This window comes from Sphingomonas sp. (assembly GCF_035555815.1).
Classification (GTDB): domain Bacteria; phylum Pseudomonadota; class Alphaproteobacteria; order Sphingomonadales; family Sphingomonadaceae; genus Sphingomonas.
The window spans coordinates 1-9,598 of sequence record NZ_DATMGG010000148.1; the positions used below are offsets into that span (position 1 = coordinate 1).

The 9,598-nt window shown below is 66.8% G+C and carries 7 protein-coding genes, 1 tRNA gene and 1 pseudogene; 4 read left to right on the plus strand and 5 right to left on the minus strand.

Annotation, left to right across the window (positions count from 1 at the left end):
• The 3 genes from VNR91_RS08240 to VNR91_RS08250 form a co-directional block, all read right to left on the minus strand.
• A partial coding sequence (locus VNR91_RS08240) for an MFS transporter (protein ID WP_325490292.1) occupies positions 1–471 on the minus strand: 471 nt, incomplete at its 3' end.
• Positions 472–478: 7 nt separating this feature from the next.
• On the minus strand, positions 479–2,362 hold the full coding sequence (locus tag VNR91_RS08245; protein ID WP_325490293.1) for an alpha-L-fucosidase: 1,884 nt from the start codon (positions 2,360–2,362) through the stop codon (positions 479–481).
• Positions 2,362–5,109 (minus strand): TonB-dependent receptor, encoded by a 2,748-nt coding sequence (locus VNR91_RS08250; protein ID WP_325490294.1) that lies wholly within the window; start codon positions 5,107–5,109, stop codon positions 2,362–2,364. The genes VNR91_RS08245 and VNR91_RS08250 overlap by 1 nt, the downstream gene beginning before the upstream one ends.
• 141 nt (positions 5,110–5,250) lie before the next feature.
• On the opposite strand from VNR91_RS08250, the gene VNR91_RS08255 reads away from it, so the two are divergent.
• Positions 5,251–6,372 (plus strand): mandelate racemase/muconate lactonizing enzyme family protein, encoded by a 1,122-nt coding sequence (locus tag VNR91_RS08255; RefSeq protein WP_325490295.1) that lies wholly within the window; start codon positions 5,251–5,253, stop codon positions 6,370–6,372.
• Positions 6,373–6,433: 61 nt separating this feature from the next.
• Positions 6,434–7,081, plus strand: coding sequence for a hypothetical protein (locus VNR91_RS08260; RefSeq protein ID WP_325490296.1), 648 nt, complete (start codon positions 6,434–6,436; stop codon positions 7,079–7,081).
• Positions 7,082–7,096: 15 nt separating this feature from the next.
• Here the strand turns inward: VNR91_RS08260 and VNR91_RS08265 are convergent.
• Positions 7,097–7,171: transfer RNA gene (locus tag VNR91_RS08265), tRNA-Thr, on the minus strand.
• Between the two features lie 82 nt (positions 7,172–7,253).
• Here VNR91_RS08265 and VNR91_RS08270 point away from each other — a divergent pair.
• Positions 7,254–7,379 (plus strand): hypothetical protein, encoded by a 126-nt coding sequence (locus tag VNR91_RS08270; protein WP_325490297.1) that lies wholly within the window; start codon positions 7,254–7,256, stop codon positions 7,377–7,379.
• Here VNR91_RS08270 and VNR91_RS08275 read toward each other — a convergent pair.
• Positions 7,376–9,166 (minus strand): aminopeptidase P family protein, encoded by a 1,791-nt coding sequence (locus VNR91_RS08275; RefSeq protein ID WP_325490298.1) that lies wholly within the window; start codon positions 9,164–9,166, stop codon positions 7,376–7,378. The two genes, VNR91_RS08270 and VNR91_RS08275, sit on opposite strands and share 4 nt — an antisense overlap.
• A 112-nt stretch (positions 9,167–9,278) precedes the next feature.
• On the opposite strand from VNR91_RS08275, the pseudogene VNR91_RS08280 reads away from it, so the two are divergent.
• Positions 9,279–9,598: pseudogene (locus VNR91_RS08280) on the plus strand (S9 family peptidase); the annotation flags it as partial.

Below are 9,598 nucleotides of genomic sequence, written 5' to 3' on the forward strand. Positions count from 1 at the left end.
CAGCGACACCAGCCGCCCGCGATAGCGCGGCGGCGCTACCTCCGAGATATAAAGCGGCGACACCACCGAGGCGAGGCCGACGCCCAGCCCGCCGATGAAACGGCCGACGATCAGCCACGACACATCGTCCGCCACCGCACAGGCGACCGCGGCGATCGCCAGCAGCGCCGCCGACAACAGCATCACCTGCTTACGCCCGGCGCTGTCGCACAGCCGGCCCGCCGCCAGCACGCCGAACACGCAGCCGAGCAGACCGGAACTGACGAACCAGCCCTCCATAAGCGCGGAAAAGCCGAACTGCGCCTTCACCGGTGCCAGCGTGCCGGCGATCACCACGGTTTCGTAGCCGAACAGGAACCCGCCCATCGCCGACACCAGGCTGACCAGCGTGACGAAGGTCAGGTTGCCGGCGCCCGCGGACGGGTGAAGCGTGTCGGGGCCGCTCGACGGCGGTTCGATGATATGAGCCATGGCGCGATTATCTCTCGTACAGGTCAAAGGCGTGGATGACGGGCGGCGCGACCGCCCGGAGCACCTTTACCCGCACATAGCGCGCGCTGGTCGGGGTGAAGCGCAGTTCCGGCTTGAAGACGGAGATCGGCCATTCGAAGAAGTCCTCTTCCTCGCTAGTATCGAAGCCCCAGGTCTTGACGTCGTCGATCCGCCGCCATTCGCCCGTCTCGCTCGATCGCACATCGACCTGATAGCGGTGGATGTTGGCCAGCTCGCCTTCAAAGGCACCCTCGAACAGGATCGCGCGGCCCAGCTTGCGTTCGCTCCCAAGATCGAATTCGATCCACGGCTGCTTGGTCGCGGCGTCCGCCGTCCACGCGGTGCGCATGTCGCCGTCGCAGGCGAACCGGTCGGTCGATGCGTCGGCGTTCGAGGACTTGACCTTTACGCCGCGATTGACCGGCACCTCGCCGATCGGTGCGATCGCTTCCGCCGGGCGATCGAGGTCGAGCACGACGATGGTCGACGGCGCCTCTGTATCGTTCGGGTTGATCCTGATCGTCAGCGCGTCCCCGGTCTGGACGAAGCTCGCCTTGCCGCCGTTCATCATCGAACAGCCGGTCACCCGCGCGGGCAGCGCCGGCAGCGTCAGTTCGCTGATCTTGCGGTCGAACACGTGCAGGTAGATGCGGTTGCCCTTGCACGTCGCGCCATAGACGCTGGTGCGCATGTACGGCCCACCGCGCGTATCGAACACGCTCGCGCCGTATTTCTTCACCCACAGGCTCGATTCCTCGAGCTTGTCGACCAGCGCAGGGTCGAAGCGACCGGTCGACGGGGCCGAGATACCGAGCAGATAATTGCCGTCGCCGCATGCCGACTTGACGAAATTGTCGATCCACACGTCGGACGCCAGATAGTCGCCCGCGGTCCAGCAATAGCTGCGGCCGTTGGCCGGCGTGGTATATTCCCACGGGATGTCGCGGTTGAACCGCGGCATGTCGACCTCGAGCACCGCGAAGTCGCCGACATAGTCCTTGTCGGTCGGGAACCACGTCGGCAGGTAGACCCGCCCGTTATAAGCACAGCCGACGCGGTGATCGACGATCGTGTCTGGCTGGAGCATCCGCATGTAGTTGAGCAGGTCGACTCCGCGCTCATGCGTCCATTCGCGCATCCAGCCGCCGTCGAACCACCAGGCGGTGACCGGGCCGTAATTCTGCGACAGCTCCTTGAGCTGCATCTTCATATAGGTGACGTAGCGGTTGAAGTCGGGCTTCACCCCGTCAGGCAACGCATAGCCCGGCGGGCCGAGATACATGCCATTGGCATGGTTCGCGCCGATGCAATCAGGATGATAGAAGTCGGCGATCGAATAATAGAGGCAAAAGGCGATCTTGTGCTTCTTGCACGCCGCCGACACTTCCTTGACCACGTCGCGCCCGAACGGGGTCTTCATGATCGAATAGTCGCTGGTCTTCGTATCCCACATCGCGAAGCCATCGTGATGCTTGGGGACGAAGGTGAGGTAGCGAAAGCCCGCGTCCTTTGCCATCCGCACCCAGGCATCGGCGTCGAACTCGACCGGATTGAACCGCTTGTAGAGCTGGTCGTATTCGGCGGTCGGCGTCTCGCGCTCGCGCGACCAGCTGATCTCCTTGCCCGACACCGTCGCCGGGTTCCAATGGAGGAACACGCCATAACGCAGCGCCATGAAGCGGGTCAGCGCCTTCTGGTCCGCCGGGATCAGCGGCCCGACGCCGGGGGGCGGATTGTTATAGGCCTGTTGCCCGCTCGCCGCGAATGCGGTCGGTACGCCCGGCCACATGCCGGCGACGGCCGCCCCGGCGGTCGCCTGGCCCAGGATTTTCCTGCGCGTGATCATCGTATCGCCCTCCCCCTTCGTCATCAGAAGCTGGCGCGCACGCCGGCGTAGAACCGGCGACCGCTGAGGTCGTAGAGGCGGGTGATCTCGTATTTGTTGACCAGCCGCAGCGCCGACTGGGTGATGTTGACCACCGACGCGGTCAGGCTGATCTTGTCGTTGATGCGAAAGCTGGTCGATGCGTCGAGCTGGCCGTAACCCTTGACGAAGCTGCCGTCGCCAAAGAAGCTGATCGGGTCCTGCACCCACTTGCTGCGGTAGTTGTAGCCGAGGTGCATCGTGAAATGGCCATCGTCGTAATAGCCGGTGACGTTGTAGGTATCCTTTGAGATGCCGGTCAGCGGCAGCGCCGGCTGACCTTCGTTCAACACGACGCTGTCCGACCAGATATGCGTGTAGTTCGCGACGACCCCGAGATGCTTGAGCGGACCGGGCAGGAAGTCGAGCTGTTGCTGGATGCCGGCCTCGACTCCCTTGAGCGTCGCCTTTTCGGCGTTCTTCGGCTGGGCGACGGCGAGCGTGATGTCGCGCGTCGTATCCCCCAGCGTCACCACCGCCGGCATGTCGTAATAGCTGGTCAGGACGAGGTTCTGGACGTCCTTGACGAACACCGCCGCCGCCGCCAGCCCGCGCCGGCCGATGTACCATTCGAACGACAGGTCGAACTGGTTGGCCAGATAAGGCTTCAGCGTCGGGTTACCGAGCGAAAGGTTGCCGCGCCACGGCTGCCCCTCCGGCGGGACGGTCGGCGCGCTCGGGCTGCTCGCGGCGGCGAGCAGGTTCATGTCCGGCCGCTGCATGACCTTCGCCGCCGCCAGGCGCAGGACCACGTCGTTGCCGACCTGATAGGCCAGGTTCAGCGACGGCAGCAGGTTCCTGTAGGTGAACTTCTGCGCCTGGAGCGCGGCATCGGTGTAGCCCAGCGTGTTGGCGCCGAAATAGCCGTAGACCAGCTTGGCATCAGGCGTCGGGATATAGCCCGACGACGCTTCCTCGGTCACCACATAGCGCACGCCGATATTGCCGCGCAGCCGGTTGTTGGCGCTGGCCAGATCGAGCCGGGCATAGCCCGCCCCCGACCGTTCCTGCACCTTGGTGGTGGTGCTCAGCACCTGCGTCGGCGGGTTGTTCCCGACAATCTCCGACATCGGGAAATCCCGAAAGAACTTGTCGAGATCGACCGTCAGATAGCTCTTCGGAAAGGTCGCCGGGCCGTCATAGGATTTGAAATAGGTCGGGTTGCTGTAGACGGTCAGATACGGCGACATGTCCGCCGGAAACCCCGCCGCCGACGCCGGCATCGCGTTGGGCGTTGCGGTCAGCGTGCGGTCCTGAAAGGTGCCGCCGAACCGCACCGCGCGGATCAGCCCCATGTCCAGCTCACGGGTCACGTCGATCCGGCCGTTCCAGATCGTATCCGTCGTCGGCTGCTTGTAGTTGCCCTGCACGCCGAAGTAATAATAGTGCGACGGGTCGTTCGGATCGAAGCCGTTGTAGAAACCGAAGCTGATCGGCCCCTTCGGATCGACCGTCGTATCGTACCAGATGCTGCCGCCCGGCGCGCTGGTCGCCCAGGAAATATAGGTCTGTGAGGTCAGCTCGGTCGCCTTGCCGTAGGAACCCTCGGCATCGATCTTCCAGCCGTCGCGCTCGAACTTCGCGCCGACCGCGGTCGACCACATATCCTGCCGATAGGCGAAGCGGTTGGCCTGCGCCCACTGGAACACGTTGGTGCCGCGCCACGCGGTCTCGACACCGTTGCCGTCGACGGTGACGCTGTCGGTCGGCGACGGACCAAGCGCACCCGCACCGGTGTACCAGTTGTTGCCCTGGAAATAATTGTACGCCTGGTCGAACCGCGACACGATCGTGTCGACGTTGAATTCGAGGCTGTCGGTCGCCTTGAACTGGAGCGAGCTGGTCGCGCTCAGCCGCTTGTCGGTGCCGACCAGATCATTCTGGTGGATGCCGAACACCCGATAGCGCGTATCCGCGCCGGCCCAGGTCGAATCCTGGATCACGCCGTCGGTGACGAACTGCTGGTCGTTGAGGTTGCGCTGGTTGAGGTCGACCGCGACGCTCCAGCCTAGCCGGCCGTCGAGGAAGGTATCGGTGTAGAGCGCCGAAATGTGCGGGCGGATGCCGCCGCGCGCCTGCTCGTCATACGTGCCCTCGGCGGTGATCGCGACGCGGCGCTTGCCCACCGTCAGCGGGCGGATCGACTGCATGTTGACCGTCGCCGCCAGCCCGCTTTCCATCATGTCGGCGCTGGGCGACTTGTAGACGTCGACCTGGCTGGCGAAATTCGCGGTCAGCACCTGGAAATCGAACGCGCGCGTGCCCGATCCGGAGGGGAGCTGGCGGCCGTTGTACAGCGTGTTGGTGAATTTCGGGTCGAGCCCGCGCACGCTCAGGAACTGGCCCGCGCCAAGGTTGCGGGTGATCTGCACGCCGGTGACGCGCTGGAGCGATTCGGCGATGTTCTGTTCGGGGTATTTGCCGATGTCCTCGGCCGAGATGCCGTCGCTGATGACGTCGAGGTTGCGCTTGTTCTCGATCGCGCGCTGAAGGCTGGCGGCGAAGCCGGTGACGATGATGTCGTCGGCCTGCCCCTCCACATCGCCTGCCTGCTCGGCCTTCGTCACCGGCTTGTCCCCGCGCTGGTCGCTGGACTCCTGCGCCCATGCCGGCGCCGCCAGCACCAGCGCGGTGAAACCCGCCGAAAATGCGATCGCGGCGCGAATCGCGCCCTTCGTCTGCGTGCCCTTCATGACCCCCTCCTGCTCCCGGTTCGACTCTCGCTGGTCTTGTCGTTTTGTGTCACCCATGATACGCCGTGTCAATTATGAAACTTATCGCAAGGCGCATTCCGTGCAGAGTCACGGTTCGCGGCCGAGGGGAGAGACGCCGGAATGCGAATTAGATCGGTCGAGCCATTCATCCTTCACGCGCCGATCGCGCAGGGCAGCATTTCGGATTCGACGAACACCATCAGCCACTGGGGCATCGTCGGCGCACGGATAGAAACCGAGGACGGGCTGGTCGGCTATGGCTTCACCGGCACCCACGCGCATCTCGCGTCCGACCGGCTGATCGCGGCGTGCATCGGCGATTGCTATGCGCCGCTGCTGCTGGGCGAGGATGCCGCCGACGGCGACCGGCTATGGCTCAAGCTAGCGCGCCACCCCGCGCTCCAGTGGGTCGCCCGCGCCGGTATCGCCCATCTCGCGCTGGCCGCGATCGACATCGCCCTATGGGATCTGCGCGCGAAGAAGGCGGGACTGCCGCTGTGGAAGCTGCTGGGCGGCGCCACCGTCGATCGGCTGGAGGCGTACAACACCGACATCGGCTGGCTGTCGCTGACCCGCGACGCGCTGGTCGCGGGATGCACGCGCGTGGTCGAGCAGGAGGGATTCCGGCGGATCAAGATCAAGGTCGGTCATGACGATCCGATGATCGACATCACAAGGATCGAGGCGGTGCGCCGCGCGGTCGGGCCCCATGTCACCATCGCGGTCGACGCCAACGGCAAATGGGACCTGCCGACCTGCAAGCGATTCTGCGCGCGGGCCGAGGCGCTCGATCTGTTCTGGTTCGAGGAGCCGATGTGGTATGATGACGTCCGCTCGCACGCCGCGCTGGCCGCCGCGACCGCGATCCCGATCGCGCTGGGCGAACAGCTCTACAACGCCGACGCTTTCGAGGGATTCATCGGCGCCGGCGCGGTGCATTATGTCCAGCCCGACGTCACCCGTCTGGGCGGGATCACCGAATATATCCGCGTCGCCGACGCGGCCCATGCGCGGCGGCTGCCGGTAGTGGCGCATGTCGGCGACATGGGACAGGTGCATGTCCACCTGTCGTTCTGGCACCCGGCGACGACGATGCTCGAATATATCCCGTGGATCAGGGACTGTTTCGTCGAGCCGATCGCGATCGAGGACGGCCATTACCTCCCCCCGCAGGCGCCCGGCGCCGGCTGCACGCCGACGGATGCGGCGCTGCAGGCCTACCGGATGCCGCTGCGGGGATAGCCGGCGCCGGGGAACGCCCCGCACCGCCGCCGCGTTTCTGTGCGACGCGAGGAGGATTGCGATGCGGATTGATGTGATCGCTACGGGGTGCGTGGTGCTGGCGAGCCTGACGCTGGGGGGATGCGGCGGCCCGCCCGCGCCGCCGGTGGACGCCAACCTGACCACCGCCAACGACGGGATCGTGCTGCCGCCCGACGAGGTCGTCGATCCCGCCGCCGCTTTGCCCACAACCAATGTCGCGTCGCTGCCCCCGGTCGAGCCGATCCCGCCCGGCCAGCCGGGTGGCCTGCCCAACGATCGCACCCCGGTCTCCGAAGCGCCGTTCACCGCCGACAGCGCCCAGGGCGCCGCCAACGTCGTGCAAAGCTACTACGCGCTGATCGAGCAGCGGCGCTACGCCGACGCCTATGCGCTGTGGGAGCCGCAGGCGGTGGCGATGACCGGCAAGGGGTTCGCGGACAGCTTTGCCCCCTATGCCGATTATCACGCCCAGATCGGCGCGCCGGGCGCGATCGATGCCGGGGCCGGCCAGCGTTACGTCACCGTCCCGGTACAGGCCTATGGCCGGCGGGTGTCCGGCGCGCCCTTCCATCTGCGTGGCGAGGTGACGCTGCATCGGACCGGCGACATCGACGGGGCGACCGCGGCGCAGCGCAGCTGGCGCATCCGCGGCATCGCACTCAAGCCGGTCCCCGGCGCGGACCAATGACGGGTCGGGGGAGAATGGTGCTGCCGGTGAGGATTGAACTCACGACCTCAGCCTTACCAAGGATGCGCTCTACCACTGAGCTACGGCAGCACTCGCCCTGACGGGGAAGCGCGCTAAGAGACGAGCGCGCCCGGATTGTCAAGGCGATAGCTTGCGGCCTATCGCTGGCGCCATGGAATCCGCTGATGAAAAGAAGGCCCGGCTCGCCGAAGCGCTGCGCGCCAACCTGCGCCGGCGCAAGGCCCAGTCGCGCGAAACCGCCGCCGCAACGCCGCCCCCGCCCGCCGAATCGGATTAGATCGGCGCGCATTTCGCCAACAGCCAGGCGCGGTGATCGGCGTCGAGGCCCGGCCCCAGCACATCGAGCACCTGCGCGTGATAGGCGTTGAGCCACGCCCGCTCCGTCACGTCGAGCAGCGCCGGCTCGATCAGCGCGCGCTCGATCGGGGCGAAGGTCAGCGTCTCGAACGCCATCATCGGCGCATCGCCGCCGGGAATGTCGCGCTCCACCACCAGGATCAGGTTTTCGATACGGATGCCGTACTCGCCCGCCTTGTAATAGCCCGGCTCGTTCGACAGGAACATGCCGGGGCGCAGCGGTTCGGACGGGCCACCGCCGGGATAGTTGGGCTTGGCGATGCGCTGCGGCCCCTCATGCACCGACAGATAGGCGCCGACGCCGTGGCCGGTGCCGTGCGCGAAATCGAGCCCCGCTTCCCATAGCGGGCGCCGCGCGAACGAATCGAGCTGACCGCCGGTCGTCCCGTCGGGGAACACGGCGCAAGCGATCGCGATATGGCCCTTGAGCACGCGGGTGAAGCGGTCGCGCATCTCCGCGCTCGGCTCTCCCACCGGCACGACGCGGGTGATGTCGGTGGTGCCGTTGGGCCACTGGCCGCCCGAATCGATCAGATAGAGCTGGCCGGGCAGGATCGGCGCGTTCGATTCGGCATCGGCCTTGTAATGCGGGCTGGCGCCGTGCGCGCCGGTGGCGGAGATGGTGTCGAACGAGAGATCGACCGCGCCGGCCTCCTCGCGCAGCCGCTGGAGGTGGTCGGACGCGGCGATCTCGGTCAGCCCGCCCCTGGGCGCCTCCGCCTCGATCCATTTGAGGAAGCGCACCATCACCGCGCCGTCGCGCGCCTGCGCCGCCTTGTGCCCGGCGACCTCCGCCGCGTTCTTTTGCGCGCGCGGCAGCACGGTCGGGTCGCGCAGCGCCAGCACGGTCGCGCCGCCATCGTCGAGCGCGTCGAACACCGCCGCGACGGCGCGGTCGGGGTCGACCGCGACCCGCTTGCCCGCGAACTGCCCGAGCGCGGGGGCGAAGGCGCGGCGATCATGGACTCGTACCGCGTTGCCAAGGTGCTGGGCGACCGCGTCGGTCATCTTTTCCGGCGCGACGAACAGGTCGGCTGTGCCGTCCGCGTTGACGAGGGCATAGCTGAGCGCGACCGGGGTATGCGCGACGTCGCGCCCACGCACGTTGAACGTCCACGCGATCGAATCGAGCGCCGACAGCACCACCGCGTCGGCGCCCTGCTCCGCCAGCCGGTCGGCGACCTCCGCGCGCTTGGCGGCGGACGACTTTCCCGCGACCGCGTCGTCCTGAACCGCGAGCGCCGCGTCGGACGGCGACGGCCGATCCGACCATACCGCATCGACCGGGTTGGCATCGACCGCGACCAGATCCACGCCCTGCGCGGTCAGGGCGCAGCGGGCCTCATCGACCCAGGCGCGGGTGTGCAGCCACGGATCATAGCCGATCCGCGCGCCCTGCCCCGCGTTGGCGCGCAGCCAGTCGGCGACGCTGGTGCCGGGCACCGCCACGAACTGCCAGTCGGCGCCGTCGACCTGTTGGCGGACCTGGAGCGTGTAGCGCCCGTCGGTGAAGATCGCCGCCTTGTCGGGCAGCACCGCCGCCGTCCCCGCCGATCCCTGAAACCCGGTCAGCCATTCGAGCCGGCGCGCATAGGAGCCGACATATTCGGACATATGCTCGTCGGTCAGCGGAACGACGAATCCGTCGAGCCGGCTGGCGCGAAGCTGTGCGCGCAGCGCGGCGAGACGATCGTGATAAGGGGTCACGTCTACCTCCGTTCGCCCCGAAGCTGTCGCGGGCGGTCCGCCTTCTCTACCTCACCGGGTAAATGCAAGGACAGGGCTTCGACAAGCCCGGCCCGGACGTTATGGAAGCGGCATGACCGATCTTCCCCCGCCCCGCCCCGCCGCGCCCGCCATCGCCCCTGTCGCCGCGCGGCGCCCGCACACCGCCACCGTCCACGGCGTCACGATCGATGATCCCTGGGCCTGGCTGAAGGACGCCGGCTATCCCAAGGTCGAGGACAAGGACGTGCTCGCCTACCTCAAGGCCGAGAACGATTACTATGAAACGGTGATGGCGCCGCTGAAGCCGCTCGCCGACACGCTGTTCACCGAGATGCGCGGGCGGATCAAGGAAGACGAATCGACCGTCCCGCAGCGCGACGGCGACTGGATCTACCGCACCGATTTCGAGAC

Excerpts from the sequence above, each read along its gene's own strand:
- VNR91_RS08250 (WP_325490294.1), bottom strand. The coding sequence starts at position 5,109 with ATGAAGGGCACGCAGACGAAGGGCGCGATTCGCGCCGCGATCGCATTT.
- VNR91_RS08260 (WP_325490296.1), top strand. The coding sequence starts at position 6,434 with ATGCGGATTGATGTGATCGCTACGGGGTGCGTGGTGCTGGCGAGCCTG.
- VNR91_RS08245 (WP_325490293.1), bottom strand. The coding sequence starts at position 2,362 with ATGACGAAGGGGGAGGGCGATACGATGATCACGCGCAGGAAAATCCTG.
- VNR91_RS08255 (WP_325490295.1), top strand. The coding sequence starts at position 5,251 with ATGCGAATTAGATCGGTCGAGCCATTCATCCTTCACGCGCCGATCGCG.
- VNR91_RS08270 (WP_325490297.1), top strand. The coding sequence starts at position 7,254 with ATGGAATCCGCTGATGAAAAGAAGGCCCGGCTCGCCGAAGCGCTGCGC.